Raw genomic sequence first — 16,247 nt, forward strand, 5'->3', positions numbered from 1 at the left:
AAAATACTTAATTTATACTAGCCTTAAACATTTTAAATTCATCCCAGGTAAATTCATCTCCATGTTTTTCTTTTAAACCATTTAAAGATTCCTCCTGATAGAATTGAAAAGCTTCACGCAAAGCCAGGATTTTATCATACGGCAAAACATCAGATATTTCGATTTTCTTAGCCTGAATCAGTTTAACCAAATGCATTTCAATAGTCTGTACAGTAAGTTTACGAAGACGTGCAATATCCTGAACCGAATTTTTCTCAATCCACAAATCGTAAGTTTCTTCTACAGTGGTTTTCTTTACCGTTTTCGGCTCATTTTTATCTAATTTCTTAGATGTATAGCGTACTACGGGTTCATCGAGTTTAAAAATATCAGTATTCGTCATTTTAAATTCCTCGCGGATTTTCGTGATTTTATCCGATTTGTAATTTTTAATCGCTGTAGACGTTAATTTTTCTTTGCAGATGGTTTCTCCACCAACAACAATTTCGATTAATAATTTGGCCTTCATTAAGCGTAAAACAGCCTTGGTTTGCAAATCATCCAGAAATGCTAATTCTTCATAAAACTCTTTTACTTTTTTGAATTTCTGAATTTCGGCCATTTTCTGTAAAAGATCCGTAACCAGTTTATCCATCTGTTTGAAAAAATAATCATAGGCTGCCACAACTCTTTCCTGAACAAAGAATAAATCGACAGTTTCCTTATTAAAAATTTTATTCAGCTGATGAATGAATTTTTGAGAAGGATCTACAAGTCCCTCTATAATTTCCAAACGTTTGTGAGCCCAGACTGCATGTTTCGATTTTTCGGAGTTTGCAGCATTTTCATTATAACTAAACCGATGATTACGCCATTCCTGAGCCAAATCTGTCCAGTTAAAACTGTTTATCAAATAGTTATGAATAAAATTCTTGGTTTCAAAATGAAGTGAATTTTTCAAATCGTCTTCAGTAGCTTTGCTTAATGCGTAATCCATCACATCCTGATCGTTCGAAATACCATTCATTTGTAACGGAGAAAGCAAAATAAGCCCGTTTAAGGACGTTAAACGTGAAAGAGCAACGTATGCTTGTCCTGGTAAAAAAACTTGCGATACATCGAGCGCAGCTTTCTCAAAAGTTAGACCCTGACTTTTATGAACTGTAATTGCCCAGGCCAACTTAAGCGGATAATGCGCAAAAGTGCCTAAAACCTCCTCTTCTATCTCTTTCGTAAGCTCATTTATTTTATATCGGATGTTTTTCCACTCATACTTCTCCACTTCAATTGTTTTATTCTCTTCAGGGAAATGGACAAAAATTTCTTCGGGCGAAAGTGACTTAATAACACCCATTTTTCCATTAAAATACCTTTTATCAAAAGATAAATCATTTTTAACAAACATCACCTGTGCACCGACCTTTAGTTTCAGATTTTCTTCAACCGGAAATATTTTTTCAGGAAAATCTCCAACAATAAAGGGCTGATAAACATATTCATTACCAGCTAAGTCACCAATTGCCTGTTCGTTAATCGAATCGGCTTTTGCATTATGTGTCGTAAGCGTAATGTAGCCGGGATTATTTTTTAAATCAAAATCCGGTTTGACATATTCGTTTAAAATTTGAATATCCTGAGGTGTAATCTGATTATTTCGAAGATTGTTTAAAACCGAGATAAAAGAATCATCTGTTTGGCGATAAATCTTAGATAATTCAATATAAATTGGCGGATTTTGCTGAATTACATGTGAATGAAAAAAGAATTTTCCTTTGTAATAATTCCGCAGCGTTCGCCATTCTTCGTCCCTAATCACCGGTGGTAATTGCAATAAATCACCAATAAAAAGTACCTGAGCTCCACCAAAAGCACGAGAATTTTTACGAACAGTCTGCATCATAAAATCTATTGCGTCCAGCAAATCAGCACGCAACATACTCACTTCATCAATAATCAGTAATTCCATGTTTCTGATTACATTACGCTTAACATTATTCATTTTAAAATGTCTGCGTAAGGTTTCTTTATTTTCGAATTTTACCGTCTCTGTAAACTGAGAGTTATCTTCATGCGAAGGAATAAAAGCTGAAAATGGCAACTGAAACATGGAATGAATTGTAACTCCGCCTGCATTTAATGCAGCAATTCCGGTAGGCGCTACAACAACTGTATTTTTATGCGTAGTCGCAATGATTTCACGCAAAAGTGTAGTCTTTCCTGTTCCTGCTTTACCAGTCAGGAATATCGATTTTTGTGTTTGATTGATGAATTGTAAAGTATAAGCAGCTGCTTCTGAAACGTTTTGCATTGGGCGTATATTGAAGACTAAAAGTATCGCATTTTTATAAAATAAAAAAACCTAAATCTGTTTAGATTTAGGTTTTTCAAATGGTTAGTTATTTTGGCAGTTATTTTTTAGCCTCTTCACCTTCTTTAGCCGGGGCTTTATCCGTTTTTGGTTCGGCTTTGTATTTATCATTCAAAGCTTTAACGATTTCTTTTGTAATGTCATATTTATCTTCAGCATATAAAACTGTTGCAGCATCACCTGTACCGTAGATATATGAATATCCGTTTTTCTTACCGTAATCTTTAATGAATTTTTTCACACCGCTTACAAGAGAATCCATTTCTACACCGCTTTCTTGCTGTAATTGCTGAGCTAACTGTTGTTGTGCGTAACCCAATTGCTGTTCTCTTTTTTGTAATTCAGCACCTCTTTGTTGTGCCCAGGCCTGACCATTTGCCTGTGCCTGACTTTGAAAATTAGCAGCATCTTGTTTGAAACGATTTATCTCAGCTTGCAGTTGTCTTCCTTTTTCTTCTGATTGTGCTTTATATTTTGCTTCAAGGTCTTTTGCTTCAGTGTACTCTTTCATCAAAACCGAAGTATCTACGTAAGCTGTTTTTACTTCCTTTACTTCAGCTGTTTTATCACATGAAACAACTAAAACCGAAAGTGCGATAATTACTAATGCTTTTTTCATTTTCTGAATTTCTATTTTTTTATGTATGAAAGACAAAAATATAAAAAAATAAATAGCATCGACATAAAGTTTAAAAAATGCTGATTTTTTATAATGATTTCTGTTATGGACTAAAATACTACTTTAAAAATTTCATTTTTTTCAAATACCAAAAAACCATCTGAAAACAAAAATATTCATCTAACATTATCATGACTTTAATTATAAATTTAAAATCAAAAAAATTAGGAAAAAATTCCAAAAACAGCAGTGATTTTAAGGTATTAGTTTTCTTTATGGACGAAAAAAAAGCTATAAAATATCACTATTAAAAGTGACTTTTATAGCTTTAATTAGAGCTCATTTTTTAAAAAAGACAACACAAACCCTCATTATACCAGAGAAAGGGTTTTAAATGCGTTTATTTTGTGTTTTAGCTGTTTTTTAGTACATAAATGTGAGATGAATACTCTTTTGTACTTGATGCTTTTAAATTTGATCGTAAACCGATGAAAAATGCACGAATGAAATTCATTTTTCCTGTTTTGTATTTTTCAGAAAGAAGACTCACATAAAACGAATCAAATTTCATTGGAAGTACTTTTTCTAATTTCATATCTACTTTCCCGAAAAGTGATTTTATCGCTTTTTTCGAAAAATGCCAAAAATGAATTGGCACATCAAAAGCTGCCCAAAATTCTCCGTAATGTTTTGCGTCGAACGATTTAAAATTTGGAACCGCAACAATTAATGTTCCAGTTGGTTTTAATAATCGCTTCAATTCCTGAATTTGAAGTTCTAAATTTGGAACGTGTTCTAAAACGTGCCACATTGTAATTACGTCAAAAGAATTATTTTCGAGTTCGCTGATTTCTTCAACAAATGAAATTCCTTTTTGCTTTGCAATATTTTTTGCCCGGTCGCTTGGTTCAACTCCAATTACGTTCCAGCCGTCATTTTTTGCTGTTAACAAAAAATCTCCGGTTCCTGCCCCTATGTCTAAAATTTTTCCTTTTTGAGATTGCTCTGAATTAATCAAATTCAGTTTATTTTTTAAAGCAATACTTTTTACAAAATGATAGGCTTTTTCAAAAACAGAACGTTTGTTATCTGTGTGCGAAATGTAATCTTCGCTTTCGTAATATCTTCCCAAATTTTCTAAATCAGGTTGTGGAGATGTAATCAGCATATCCAGGTTTTCATCATAATACAAATCGAAAATTTCTTTCGAAACAGAATGGTCTTTTACAGTAAGAAAATGTTTTTTGTTTAAAACGTCCATTTTTTAATTAATCGTTATTTAATAGAATTAGGGTTTGAATTTATGTTGAGTTGAACTAAAGTTCATATAAACATTGTTTTATTATTTTTTCAATCAAACCGTAAAAAGATGGACAACTGTCCATCTCTACGATTATACTTTATTCTGAAAATATTCCAACGCCGAACTTTTAAAAAAGTTTCACGTGGAACATTTTACTTTGTTTCAGGTTTTCTTTGTTTCAAGTTTCACGTGAAACAAACAAAAACAAAAACAAAATTCCAGATTCCACAAAAACTTGAAACCTGAAACTTTAAACAAAATTTCTATCTTCCCATATAAATCAAAAGCACGGAAATATCACTTGGAGACACACCGCTAATTCTTGATGCCTGCGAAATAGTAACTGGTCTAATTTTACCTAACTTTTGCTTCGCTTCAATAGACATAGATTTGATTTTATTGTAATCGAAATTATCAGGAATTTTCACTTCTTCTAAACGAGTTAGTTTATCCGCATTGTTTCTTTCTTTTTCGATATAACCAGAATATTTAACCTGAATTTCGGCTTGCTCTAAAATTTCTTTGTCCAAATCATTTTCTTCTACGTATGCTTTTACTTTTTCAAATTTCAGCATATCCTCCAAATCAATTTGCGGGCGAGAGAATACTTTAAACATTTTATCACCTTGTGAAATTGGTGCCGATTCCTTCTCAACTAAAATCGGATTTGTTTCAGCAACTGTCACACTCGTTTCTTTAAAGAAAGCAACCATCTTTTCAGACTCGTTCAATTTCTTTTCCATTCTTCGCAAACGAGCTTCAGAAGCAAGACCAATTTCATGCGACATTGGTGTCAATCTGAAATCGGCATTATCTTGTCGCAACAATGTTCTATATTCTGCCCTTGATGTAAACATACGATAAGGTTCTTCCGTTCCTTTCGTAATTAAGTCGTCAATCAAAACTCCAATATACGCTTCGTCACGTTTTAAAATTAACGGCGCTTTTTCGTGCACTTTTAAATGCGCATTTATTCCGGCCATCAAACCTTGCGAAGCTGCTTCTTCATATCCTGTCGTTCCATTAATTTGTCCGGCAAAATATAAACCTTGAACTAACTTTGTTTCCAAAGTATGTTTCAATTGCGTTGGCGGGAAATAATCGTATTCAATCGCATAACCCGGACGGAAAAATTTCACTTTCTCAAAACCGGCAACAGAACTCAAAGCTTTAAATTGAATATCCTCTGGAAGCGAAGTTGAAAATCCGTTTACATAAACTTCACAAGTATTCCATCCTTCTGGTTCAACAAAAAGCTGGTGACGTTCTTTATCTGCAAAACGATTAATTTTATCTTCAATCGAAGGGCAATATCTCGGACCTAAACTTTTTATTCTTCCGTTGAACATTGGCGAACGATCAAAACCTTCTCTTAAAATATCATGAACTTCCAACGAAGTATATGTCATGTGACAAGATCTTTGATGTATCAACGGAACCGTTAAATCCGAATAAGAAAACTTATCCGGTTTTGCATCTCCTTTTTCTTCGTTCATTTTCGAATAATCCAAAGAACGACCATCAACTCGTGGCGGTGTTCCTGTTTTCATTCTTCCGGCTTCGAAACCAACTTTGATCAAATCTTCAGTAATTCCGGTTGCAGCACTTTCGCCTGCCCTTCCTCCACCGAATTGTTTTTCTCCAATATGAATTAATCCGTTCAAAAAAGTTCCGTTTGTCAACACAACCGATTTGGCTCGAATTTCAACTCCAAGCGAAGTTCTAATTCCTTTTATCTTTCCGTTTTCGATAATCAGACCTTTTACCATTTCTTGGTAAAAATCTAAATTTGGAGTTCCCTCCAACATCATTCTCCATTCTTCTGCAAAACGCATTCGATCACTTTGAACTCTCGGTGACCACATTGCAGGCCCTTTTGATTTGTTCAACATCTTAAACTGAATTGCAGTTCGATCTGAAACAATTCCGGAATAACCTCCAAGCGCATCGATCTCACGAACAATTTGTCCTTTTGCAATTCCTCCCATTGCAGGGTTACAAGACATCTGGGCTATGTTCTGCAAACTCATTGTAACCAACAAAGTTTTGGATCCTAAATTTGCGGCCGCTGCTGCGGCTTCAGATCCTGCATGACCAGCACCAACTACAATAACATCGTATTCTTCTAAAAACATTTTGTTTTATTATTCTCTGCGAACCTTTTAAAGCAGTTCTCAGAATTAACTATATTTTCTTTTTGTTCCACGTGGAACTATTGTTTTGTTTCAAGTTTCAAGTTTCAAAACTAAACTTAAAGGTTCCACGTGGAACATATTTATTTTTTTTTCAAAACAAAACCTAAACACTAGATGTTCCACGTGAAACACTTTTTAAAACCGATTTTAAAACAGAAACGTTTCACGTGGAACATGTATTTGTATTTTTGTTTGGATGTTTAATTACTGTTCCACGTGAAACATCGCAATCTTTTCATCTTCTTTTGAACGCATAAGCTCAGCATCTGCATCACTTTTATCTTTATATCCACAGTAATGTAATATACCATGAGCAAGCACGCGTTTCAATTCTTCTTCAAAAGAAACATTAAAGTCTTTTGCATTATCTTCTACTCTTTCTACAGAAACAAAAATATCTCCGTTTAATTCATTACCAACTGTATAATCAAAACTGATAATATCTGTTAGTGTATCGTGGTTTAAATATTCTACATTTATTTTATGCAGGTATTCATCATCACAAAAAATATAATTTATTTCTCCCTCACTCTTCTTTTCAGAAACAATAACTGCGCTTAACCAATCTGTAAAAGCTTGTTCATTGTCTAAAGTAAATTCGGTTTCGTAATTAAAGTTTATCATTTTGTATTAAAATATTCTTGAACCTTTTGATTAAAATTCGAGCGCAAAGGTAGCGATTGTCTATTTAAAATTTCTACACTATTTAAATAATCAGTTAATGAGCTTGGCAGCGCATTTGAGCGATTCGAAAATTCAGCCTTATTTGTTTCAGATTGACGCTTCGTATCTTGACCTTGTTCCTGAACTGCATTGTTCAATTTTAATAATTCTTGCTGAATATTTAAAATCCTTTGCAGGTTCTCGTTCTTAAATCCTTTATTTAAAATCTGTTTTTCTGAAGCTTTCATTTGTTCAATCGCAGATCTTCCTTGCATGTCTAAACCTTTTTTAGCCAACTCTTTTTGTAAAGCTTCACGAAGTTTAACCTGCTCTTTGTAAATCTCCATTATCTTTTCAGCATCTCCTTCTCCATCTTCACCTTCATTTCCATCCTTGCCTTTTCCTCCTTCTTTACCGCCTTGTCCATTTTTACCCTGACCATTCTTTCCGTTTTTTCCTTGTCCATCTTTTCCTTGTCCGCTTTCTTTTCCTTGTCCTTGACCTTGTTTTCCTTCTCCACTTTTTCCTTGCTGTCCACTTCCCGGTTTATCTCCCGGCTTCATTCCTTCTTTCATTTTATCAGCCAAACCTTTTTGTTTTTGAATAATATCCGGAAGCTGCATACCTTGTCCATTTCCTGGCTTTGGTTTTCCCATACCCGGTTTAGACATTTGCATCTGCATATTATTTAAAAGGTCACTTAAAAAATCGGCTAATTTGTTTGCTGACGATACAGCGTATTGCTGATGTGAAACTCCTTTTGGTATTTGAACATCGGTTAAAACTTCAATCGCTTTGTCCATATTATATTGTACGTTCCCAATTTCCTTCGTTACATCTTCTGCAATTTTTGGATTTCTAAGAGACATTGCAAACAAACTGTCATCGACATGACGGAACTGTTGTTTTAAATTCTGCTGAATTTTGATGTTCTTCGTATACGCAGAAGAACCTAATTTCATCGATTTAAATTGTTTCATTACATCTTCCTGAGACAATGAGAAAGCTAAAAGGTTATCCAGAATCTGACGAAGCATGGCAACATCTTCTTCCAGTTGTTCTTGTTCTCCGCCTTCCATACTTGAACTCATTTGCTCTGCCATAGACTTCATTTTCTTTGAAGCACTTTTTTGTTTTGGCTTAGCCGAAGAAGTATTCTTTTTATTTAATTCTTCTGAAGCTTTATTCAAATCATTCTCTACGTCTTTTTCTTTTGAAGCATCTTTCGGAATATCCAAAGGAGATTTTAAACTATTGTTTTCATCTTTTAAATCTTTAAGATCTTCCTGAATTTTATCAAATGATTTATTTATATCTTCTTGCTTCTCTTTTGTATTTTCAGCATCTTTATTAGAAAGTTGTTCTTGCTTTTCTGCTAACTTATTTAGCTTCTCTGCAACTTGCTCTGCTTTCTTTTCTACATAAAAACGCTTCGTTAATTCAACTAATTGTTCTAAATTACGAGATTGATTTTTGCTGATTTGTTTGAACTTTTCCATCTTATCAAACAACTCTTCGCTGTTTAATTTATCGTTTAGGTTCTTTAACTCATCCATCAATTTCTGATTTTTCTCTAAATCTTTCTCGGCATTATCTAAACGCTTTTGTAAATCTTCGGCCGTTTTATCTTTTTTATCAGTGTTGAATTTATCTAAGTTCTTATTCATTTTTTCAGCAAACTGCTTCATCAATTCGTCTTGCTGTTTCTGACGTTTGATAAAATCATTTACTTTTTGCTGATCTTTAAATTCTAAATTATCTTTTTCTTTACCTGTATTTTTTAGCTTATCCATTTCAGAAAATTGCTTTTCCTGATTCTTTAATGATTTTGACAAACTATTAATATTGGCATTTTGCTGTTGCAATTCTGCATCCTGAATTTCATCTGTAGTAGAAACTCGATCTGAAAATGTAGAAGATTTTGTACTCTTGAATCCGTGCAATGCATCGTTATCAAAAACCTCAAAATAGTATTCATACGATACTCCTTCTTCTACCGCAAGATTACTTGGAAAGTTAAAAACGAACTGATCGAACACTCCTTGCTTTACAGGAATAGTTCCTCGTTTTGCAGTTTGTGGTTTGCCATGTTCGTAATAAACAACTTGTAATTTTGATAAACCGTAGTCATCTCCAAGTCTTCCTAAAACATAATTCTTATCTAACTTTAAACTATCCGGAGCTGGCGAAACAGTAATTGTTGGATGCTGATCTTTGATAACTGACAGCTGATAGTCTAATTTCTCGTAATTTTTAACCTTATTATTCGAAGTAAGAATTTGATATTCTGTATTTTGATTAATATTTTTAGCTAGTTTAAACTCGTTTTCTGCCTTATTAAACTTCAAAATGGAGTTTTCATCTTTCCAAACTACCTCTTGAGTTGACTGGGTTTTCATTTTCCAGGTTACAATTGTTCCCTCAGGTACGATTGCATTTCCGGTTCCCTGAATGGTTTCTGATTTCTTTTTTAGGTAAGATGGAAAATTCAAAACCATTTCGAAGTTGGCAATCGATGGAACTGTAATCACCTTTAATTCATATTCATTTGATGAAACTGAATTCCCTTCAAAAAAAAATTCCATATCCGAAGTTGGTTTTTCAATCTTGAATTCGAACTTCCCAGTTTGAGAAGATTCCATAAAATAGCTTTCATTATCAATATGGATCATTACATTTTCTGGAACAACGTTTCCTTCTGTTTCAATTTTTACAATAAAATCTTTGTTTTGTTCCGTCTGAAGTTTGTCATTTAGAACCACAAATTTGAAAGGAGCCGGAGGCAAAAAAGCAGAATTGAAATGCACTACTCTATTAAAACTCTGCGAAATGATATTGCTGTTTCCAGAAACAAAAAAGACGGCAAACAACAAAACCGGAATCAAAGCCAATGGCAAATACTTTTTATTTGATTTATAATTGATGGCATTTCCAAACGGAATTGGCTGCAATGAATTTGCTTTTTGTTCGATCGAAGCCAACATTAATTCTGAACTTTCTGCAGAATTTTCATTGGAAGAAAGCTGTAAAAAGTTCGTCAGCTTATCACTTACTTCTGTAAAATGATTTCCAATAATAGCCGAAGCCTGATTATAGTCGATTCCCTTTTGAAGTTTGAACAACTTGAAAATTGGAAATAAGATAAAACGAAACAACAGAAAAACTTCTACTGCGATAAATATCCAGAATAAAAGGGTTCTTCCTACTGGTTTCAGCCAAAGAAAATACTCAATAAAAAGTGTAAATAAGAAATATAAAAGTCCAAAACCTATAAAAAGAAGTGCTCCTTTTATCAATTCATTCATGTAATATTTCTTTATAAATCCTTCTAACTTCTGATATATTGCAGATGATGTTTTCAAAATAAAATCTCTTTTAATTATAACCTATAAAAGTACTAATTTTAATTAGATAATGATCAATGAGAAAATTAGTCAATTGTACTACCGACGAGACAATTATCTAATTAAACTCATTTTCTAATTCTCTAATTAGAATCGTATCTTTGCATCAAAATTTAAACAAATGTCAAAGCAAGTTCGCGTGCGTTTTGCACCAAGTCCGACTGGACCATTACATATTGGCGGAGTTCGTACTGCCCTATTTAATTATTTATTTGCAAAAAAACATAACGGTGTTTTTTATCTGAGAATTGAAGATACAGATCAGACTCGTTTTGTTCCAGGTGCTGAAGCTTATATTATGGAAGCGCTGGAATGGTTAGGAATTTCTCCTGAAGAAACGGTTGAAAAAAATGAAAAATTTGGTCCGTACAGACAAAGTGATCGTGCAGCATTATACCAAAAATATGCAGATCAACTGATCAATTCGGGTTGGGCTTATTATGCTTTTGATACTCCGGAAGCTCTTGACGCTTTGAGAAAAGAACAAGAAGCAGAAGGAAAAACATTTATTTACAATCATACTATTCGCGAAAAGTTAGATACCTCTTTAGTAATTTCTGCTGAAGAAGTTGCTAAAAGAATTGCAAATGGAGAACATTATGTAATCCGTTTTAAAACTCCGGTGGATGAAACTTTACATTTAAAAGATATCATTCGTGGTGATGTTAAGTTCGAAACCAGTTTACTTGATGATAAAGTTTTATTTAAAAGTGACGGAATGCCAACGTATCATTTAGCCAATATTGTTGATGATCATTTGATGGAAACTTCACATGTAATTCGTGGTGAAGAATGGTTGCCATCGATGCCTCTTCACGTTTTATTATACAGAGCTTTTGGTTGGGATGCTCCGGAATTTGCACATTTACCTTTGATTTTGAAACCGGTTGGAAACGGAAAATTATCTAAAAGAGATGGTGATAAATTAGGATTTCCTGTGTTTCCACTAGAATGGAAAACCGAAGAAGGAATTTCATCTGGTTACAGAGAGAAAGGATTTTTCCCGGAAGCAGTTGTAAACTTCCTAGCTTTGTTAGGTTGGAATGACGGAACGGATAAAGAATTATATTCTCTTGAAGAATTAGTTGAAGCTTTTGACTTGAATCGAGTTCATAAAGCGGGAGCAAAATTTGATCCGGAGAAAAACAAATGGTTCAATCACCAATATTTAATCAAACAAAATGATGCCGATTTAGCGAAGAGCTTCTCTCCTATTTTGGTTGAAAAAGGCTTCTCGATTCCGCTCGAAATGACAACTCGTATTGTTTCACTTATTAAAGAAAGAGCTCATTTCGTTTCTGAATTTTGGGATTTAACTGATTTCTTTTTTCAGGCTCCAACCTCTTATGATGAAAAAGCAAGCAAAAACTGGAAGGAAGAAACTCCAACTTTAATGCAGGAATTAATTTCTGTTTTAGAAAATATTGAAGATTTTACTTCTGCAAATATCGAAGCAATTGTAAAAGATTGGTTAACGAAAAATGAAATTGGAATGGGTAAAGTGATGCAGCCTTTCCGTCTAAGTTTAGTTGGAGCTTTGAAAGGTCCTCACCTATTTGACATTGTTGAAATCATTGGAAAAGAAGAAACTATTTCGAGAATTCAGAAAGCAATTGCTACCTTATAAAACTAAAAAGTCCCGATTTAATCGGGACTTTTTTTATGTTAATCTTTAAAAAAGGTTACTTTATAATATTGGTTATTATCGGTTTCAAATAACCAAATACCTAGTTTAGAAAAATAAGAAGAAAAATATAAATCATTCTTTGAATTAACACTTTTTATGTAATCTGCAATTTTTGGATAATAATTAATAGCTATAATACTTTCAAAGCTAAATTTTACATCTTTAAACCCTTTAACACCTGTATTTATTCCATAATCATAATTATTCATATTATTTGGATGAGCAAATGTCTCATTAAATTCTATATTTTGTGATTTAATTATTTTTCCAGAAGATTGATCAATAATACTATAATTGAAAAAACTCTTTAAACCACCTATTTTAATATTAAAACAAAGATTGTTATTTAATTGAAATAAGTCAATAAAAACAGAAATCATTACATGTCGACTATTGAAACCAGCATCATCTATTTTATTGATTGATTCCCAAATTTTATTCCCTGATTTATCAAATTTAAAAATATAAAACCCTTTAGGATTTGCCATATCATTCAATTTTCCAAACTCATCTCCATATAATCCATAAATATAAAGATCTCCAGTTTCAGAATCTTTAATATAATTATTAATGGAAAGATCGTCACCAAAATGGAGGAATTTGTTATCATATCCTCCATCTGTAAATTCACCTCCGCCATTTCTTGAATAAAGGAATACATGATTAGCTATTTTTAAATCATAAACTAATTCATCAACTTTTTTTCCATCATTTGAAAATCTTGTTTTATACAAAATAGTATTTGTATAGTCTTTTGAAATAGATTTTCCATCTAAATCAACAGTTTCATCTTTATTAACGACTAAATTAAATCTAAATTTCTCCTTACTTTTGATAAAATTAGGTCCAATAAATTTAATTAAACTAGGTTTTTCTATTTTATACAGTTCTTTTTTTCTTGTAACTATATCTTTAACAGTTAAATAAATATCATCTTTTTCAAAGTCAATATCAAATTCATTTTTTTTATTTTTTAAATAAAATTCATTTTTTGCTGTAAAAAAACCATATCCCCTATAAAAACCAGTCATATCTCTTACCTCAGATTTTTCTAATTCAATATATTTATCGTTAATTAAATATTTAGTTTTTGAATTAAATACTCCCGAAGAAATATCAGTTACTAACAAAGCATCTTTATTTACTGAAAACATAGTTCCAATTACTTTCTTATCAGTAAAAAGAACTTTTTTTGAACCATTAGTATCATAAGTATACATACTATTAATCTCATTAGCTTTAACCAAACCACCCACTTTATTTCCTTTAGATATTACAAATAAATTGCTATCAGAAAGTAAAAAATAACTTAGTGGTTTATTTTTTTTTCATACTTTTCTTCAATAACAGTTTGGGCGGATAAATAAACACAAGAAAACAAGGCAATACTAAGTAGTATTTTTTTCATAAATTTTTTATTTTGTTTTAATTAATGAGTCAAAAATATAACAAATTTTAACAAAAAAAATCGTCTAAAGAAATAAAAATTAAATCTAAAATTTTTCGTAATTTACAAATCCATAAAACTTAAATCAATATCATTATGAGTATTCCATTTATTGTCATTATTGTCTTCGGTTTCTTTATTTTCCTATCCTCTTTCTTTACAGTAAAACAACAATCTTCTGTTGTAATTGAAAGATTTGGTAAATTTTTAAGCGTGAGAAATTCGGGTTTACAACTTAAAATTCCAGTTGTTGACAGAATCGCCGGACGTGTCAATCTTAAAATTCAACAGTTAGATGTTATCATCGAAACTAAAACCAAGGACAACGTTTTTATTAAAATGAAAGTTTCGGTTCAGTTTAAAGTTATTCAGGAAAGTGTTTATGAAGCTTTTTATAAGCTTGAATATCCGCATGATCAAATTACTTCTTATGTATTTGATGTGGTTCGTGCCGAAGTTCCTAAACTAAAACTGGATGACGTTTTTGAAAGAAAAGATGATATTGCAGTTGCCGTAAAACGTGAATTAAACGAAGCAATGTCTACTTACGGATATGATATCATCAATACTTTGGTTACAGATATTGACCCGGACATTCAGGTAAAAAATGCCATGAACAGAATTAACGCTGCCGACAGAGAAAAAACGGCTGCAGAATTTGAAGCTGAAAGTTCAAGAATTAGAATTGTTGCAAAAGCAAAAGCTGAGGCAGAAAGTAAACGTTTACAAGGTCAGGGTATTGCAGATCAGCGTCGTGAAATTGCAAGAGGTTTGGTAGAAAGTGTTGAAGTTTTAAACAAGGTTGGTATTAATTCTCAGGAAGCTTCTGCCCTAATTGTGGTAACGCAGCATTATGATACATTACAAGCAATTGGAGCTGATGCAAATTCTAATTTAATTTTGTTACCAAATTCTCCACAAGCCGGAAGTGATATGTTAAATAATATGGTTGCCTCCTTTTCTGCATCAAACCAGGTTGGCGAAATGATGAAAAAAAACAATAAAAAAGTGGAAAAACCAAAACCAATACAACCTCAATCTGGATATGAAGATGACATTCAACCAGATGTTCAACAATAATTATAAAATAAAAATGAGGCTTAAATGCCTCTTTTTTTATTTATAAACCAACCAATTACATAAGGTAAAATGGATTGCAAAATACTTGTATATGAATTTGAAAAGTAATCTGTGTAAGATGAAATGAATCCGTTTACAATTTTTTGAGGTGTAATTCCTTCTTTTGTTTTCTGAAAACTCAAAACCAATTTTTGATAATTGATTTCTTTTTCCAGTTTCAGAATTTCTAAATCTCTATCAATTTCTGCATAAGAAGAGTATTTTTTCTTTTCCATAAACTTAATCGTTAAAAAATATTTCTGAAAATTTCTCTAAAATTGGACCTTCAACCACTTTTTCTTTTATGAAGAAAAGTAAAATGGTGAACAAAAGATAGATCCCTCCTACTGCCAAAAATCCTAAAGCATTACTTTCTAATAAATCCCCTAAAGCATAAGCTGCCGCAAAAGATCCAAAAATAAGAACCATACTAAAACACAATAAAATCAAAGTAAATTTAAAAATTAAAGTTGTTGATTTCATTATTACTTTAAAACCCCAAAGTTTGTAGTAAGCTAAATGACTATCAATATAAACTTTAGTCTGATCCTGAATTTTTTCGGTATTTTCCTTTAACTCTTCAAAAGCCATAATTAGTCTTTTTAATAAAAAAGCACAAAACTTACTTATAAAAATAAGCAAATTATGTGCTTCACATACAATATTATTTTTGAAGTTTTGCGTTATGCGCTTTTAAATCTGCTAATTTAGATTCTAAAAAAGAGATTACTTCTTCAGTTTTATAACTTACATTCGAAAGTAACTCATCAAATGTTCCATCTAAATTTTTTGTAGCTCCAGCAAATTTTTCACGAAGAACATCAGAAGTAGCTCCTAAGGAATCTTTTAAATTGTTGGCAGTATCTCCCAGATTTTCTTTAATTTTTGCTCTTGTGTTTGAGCCTTTATCAGGAGCTAACAAAATTCCTATCGCTGCACCTACAGCTGCACCGGCTAAAATCGCTGCAATCGTATTTGAATTGTTTGACATAATAGTAGTATTTAAGTGATTAAATAAAGATACTCTTTTTTAAAATATAAATTAGTGATTGAAAGTTATTTACATAAATTTAAATAGATGTAAACCGGTCGTTTACCTTTTGTCTTCGTCTGGAGACCTGTAAAATTTGCCGCTTGTTTTAAACCAATTGTTTTTTCTTTAGGTAAAACTGTTACCATTTTATAATCTGCTATAACTTTATCAAGTATTTTTTGCTTTTGATTTGTCTTTTTATTCGTGATTTTTGAAACAGCATATTTACTGATTTTATGCTTTTCAAAACTTCCATTAATAAGAATAATAAACTAAATCATTTTCATGAAATTTGAAATTTATGAAATGCAACTGAAAAAATATTTCTGAAATATTATCAAAACATAATCCACAATTAAAATTGACCATAAAACCAATTTTCAGAATACATGCTAAAATCAAATCAGATTCCTAAAATGTCATTTTTAAA

The 16,247-nt window shown here is 31.9% G+C and carries 12 protein-coding genes; 2 read left to right on the forward strand and 10 right to left on the reverse strand.

Annotated elements, in window-relative coordinates; translation table 11 throughout:
• Nucleotides 1–7: 7 nt before the first annotated feature.
• The 6 genes from FLV_RS15025 to FLV_RS15050 all read right to left on the reverse strand — a co-directional run bounded on the left by FLV_RS15025 (nucleotide 8) and on the right by FLV_RS15050 (nucleotide 10,489).
• On the reverse strand, nucleotides 8–2,287 hold the full coding sequence (locus FLV_RS15025) for a helix-turn-helix domain-containing protein (RefSeq protein ID WP_243234981.1): 2,280 nt from the start codon (nucleotides 2,285–2,287) through the stop codon (nucleotides 8–10).
• A gap of 100 nt (nucleotides 2,288–2,387) precedes the next feature.
• Nucleotides 2,388–2,966: an OmpH family outer membrane protein gene (locus FLV_RS15030; RefSeq protein ID WP_243234983.1), complete on the reverse strand. Its 579-nt coding sequence runs from the start codon at nucleotides 2,964–2,966 to the stop codon at nucleotides 2,388–2,390.
• Nucleotides 2,967–3,378: 412 nt separating this feature from the next.
• On the reverse strand, nucleotides 3,379–4,227 hold the full coding sequence (locus FLV_RS15035) for a class I SAM-dependent methyltransferase (RefSeq protein WP_243234985.1): 849 nt from the start codon (nucleotides 4,225–4,227) through the stop codon (nucleotides 3,379–3,381).
• 305 nt (nucleotides 4,228–4,532) lie between these two features.
• Nucleotides 4,533–6,404 (reverse strand): tRNA uridine-5-carboxymethylaminomethyl(34) synthesis enzyme MnmG, encoded by a 1,872-nt coding sequence (mnmG, locus tag FLV_RS15040; protein WP_243234993.1) that lies wholly within the window; start codon nucleotides 6,402–6,404, stop codon nucleotides 4,533–4,535.
• Nucleotides 6,405–6,668: 264 nt separating this feature from the next.
• Complete coding sequence (gene ybeY / locus FLV_RS15045; protein ID WP_243235004.1) at nucleotides 6,669–7,088, reverse strand: rRNA maturation RNase YbeY; 420 nt, start codon at nucleotides 7,086–7,088, stop codon at nucleotides 6,669–6,671.
• Complete coding sequence (locus tag FLV_RS15050; RefSeq protein ID WP_243235005.1) at nucleotides 7,085–10,489, reverse strand: coiled-coil domain-containing protein; 3,405 nt, start codon at nucleotides 10,487–10,489, stop codon at nucleotides 7,085–7,087. The genes ybeY and FLV_RS15050 overlap by 4 nt, the downstream gene beginning before the upstream one ends.
• A 163-nt stretch (nucleotides 10,490–10,652) precedes the next feature.
• Here FLV_RS15050 and gltX point away from each other — a divergent pair, with 163 nt between their 5' ends.
• Nucleotides 10,653–12,158 carry a glutamate--tRNA ligase gene (gene gltX, locus FLV_RS15055; RefSeq protein WP_243235006.1) on the forward strand — a complete coding sequence of 502 codons (1,506 nt, stop codon included), beginning with the start codon at nucleotides 10,653–10,655 and terminating at the stop codon, nucleotides 12,156–12,158.
• Between the two features lie 38 nt (nucleotides 12,159–12,196).
• Here gltX and FLV_RS15060 read toward each other — a convergent pair whose 3' ends face one another.
• On the reverse strand, nucleotides 12,197–13,474 hold the full coding sequence (locus tag FLV_RS15060; protein ID WP_243235007.1) for a hypothetical protein: 1,278 nt from the start codon (nucleotides 13,472–13,474) through the stop codon (nucleotides 12,197–12,199).
• Between the two features lie 287 nt (nucleotides 13,475–13,761).
• On the opposite strand from FLV_RS15060, the gene FLV_RS15065 reads away from it, so the two are divergent.
• Nucleotides 13,762–14,745, forward strand: coding sequence for an SPFH domain-containing protein (locus FLV_RS15065; protein WP_243235008.1), 984 nt, complete (start codon nucleotides 13,762–13,764; stop codon nucleotides 14,743–14,745).
• A 20-nt stretch (nucleotides 14,746–14,765) separates the two neighbouring features.
• Here FLV_RS15065 and FLV_RS15070 read toward each other — a convergent pair whose 3' ends face one another.
• The 3 genes from FLV_RS15070 to FLV_RS15080 all read right to left on the reverse strand — a co-directional run bounded on the left by FLV_RS15070 (nucleotide 14,766) and on the right by FLV_RS15080 (nucleotide 15,775).
• On the reverse strand, nucleotides 14,766–15,020 hold the full coding sequence (locus FLV_RS15070) for a DUF6327 family protein (protein WP_243235009.1): 255 nt from the start codon (nucleotides 15,018–15,020) through the stop codon (nucleotides 14,766–14,768).
• A 4-nt stretch (nucleotides 15,021–15,024) separates the two neighbouring features.
• Nucleotides 15,025–15,375: a competence protein gene (locus tag FLV_RS15075; protein WP_243235010.1), complete on the reverse strand. Its 351-nt coding sequence runs from the start codon at nucleotides 15,373–15,375 to the stop codon at nucleotides 15,025–15,027.
• Nucleotides 15,376–15,448: 73 nt separating this feature from the next.
• Nucleotides 15,449–15,775: a YtxH domain-containing protein gene (locus FLV_RS15080; protein ID WP_243235011.1), complete on the reverse strand. Its 327-nt coding sequence runs from the start codon at nucleotides 15,773–15,775 to the stop codon at nucleotides 15,449–15,451.
• Nucleotides 15,776–16,247 lie beyond the last annotated feature (472 nt).

It is taken from the genome of Flavobacterium pectinovorum, assembly GCF_022802975.1.
Classification (GTDB): Bacteria; Bacteroidota; Bacteroidia; order Flavobacteriales; family Flavobacteriaceae; genus Flavobacterium; species Flavobacterium pectinovorum_B.